The 1402-nt window shown below is 44.0% G+C and carries 1 protein-coding gene; it reads left to right on the top strand.

Going from position 1 to position 1402, the window contains the following annotated elements:
* Positions 1 to 242 precede the first annotated feature (242 nt).
* The coding region (gene mobT, locus LKD42_RS15580; RefSeq protein ID WP_248836169.1) for a MobT family relaxase at positions 243 to 1402 on the top strand (1160 nt) is incomplete at its 3' end.

Here is a 1402-nt window from a genome sequence, read left to right as displayed (position 1 = left end):
CACAAGCAAGGCAGGACGGGACGGCGACGTGCGAAGCGAAAGGCGACGGCACGGACTAGCCGTTGCTGGTGTGGCGTTAGCCACGCCAGCAGGTAAAACCCCTCGGTATCTAACAGAGGGGTACGTTTGCAAATAGACAATAGACAAAAAACATAGGAAACATAAGGCTTCTGGCATGATTTCCTAGCAAAAATCGGTTGTGAAGTCGCCTTAAAAAACTTCACACTTGACAGATTGGGGGTATGGTTCTGAATGAAGAACAATGGATAAAAGAATTACGGGAGAAACGGGTTGCTTACGGTATCTCGCAAGGCAGGCTGGCGGTGGCTTCTGGTATCACAAGGGAATATCTCAACAAGATAGAAAGCGGAAAAATGAAGCCGTCAAAGGAACTTCTGGAAACTTTGCATAAAGAACTGGCAAGGTTCAATCCAGAAGCACCGCTTACTATGCTGTTTGATTATGTGAAAATTCGTTTTCCCACGCTGGATATACAGCACATCATCAAAGACATATTAAAACTGAATATCAATTATATGCTCCATGAAGATTACGGACATTACAGCTATACGGAGCATTATTCTTTAGGGGACATCTTTATCTATACGTCGGCTGACGAAGAAAAAGGTGTCCTTTTAGAGTTAAAGGGGCGTGGTTGCAGGCAGTTTGAAAGTTACCTGCTGGCACAACAAAGAAGCTGGTATGACTTTCTCATGGATGCACTCGTAGACGGTGGCGTGATGAAGCGTATCGACCTTGCTATCAACGACCATACGGGCATTTTGGATATTCCAGAGCTTGCAGAAAAATGCAGAAAACGGGAATATATCGGAAAATCCAGAAGTTATAAGTTTTACCAGTCGGGCGAGCTTATTAAGCACAGAGAGGACGACAGAGAATATATGGGACATACCCTTTATCTTGGTTCGCTGAAATCAGATGTGTATTTCTGTATCTATGAAAAGGACTATGAGCAGTATGTCAAGTTAGGGACACCGCTTGAAGAAGCCGACATTATCAATCGTTTTGAGATACGGCTTAGAAATGAACGAGCCTATTATGCAGTACGAGATTTGCTGACCTATTATGACGCAGAGCAGACCGCCTTTTCTATCATCAACCAGTATGTGAGGTTTGTTGATGAAGAACCAGACAAGCGAAAAAATGACTGGAAACTCAATGAACGCTGGGCTTGGTTTATCGGCGATAACAGACAGAGCTTGAAGCTGACGACAAAGCCAGAGCCTTACACCTTAGACCGTACATTGCGGTGGGTACAACGGCAGGTAGCACCGACCTTGAAAATGCTGAAAAAGATTGATAAAGGAAACGGTACAGACTACATGGAAACAATCGAACAGCAGGCAAAGCTCACAGAAAAGCATGAAATGATAATCAAACA

It is taken from the genome of Hominisplanchenecus faecis (assembly GCF_020687205.1).
Classification (GTDB): Bacteria; Bacillota; Clostridia; order Lachnospirales; family Lachnospiraceae; genus Hominisplanchenecus; species Hominisplanchenecus faecis.
The sequence above is the reverse complement of the archived record's forward strand: the minus strand, read 5'-3'. Positions and strand labels throughout refer to the sequence as shown.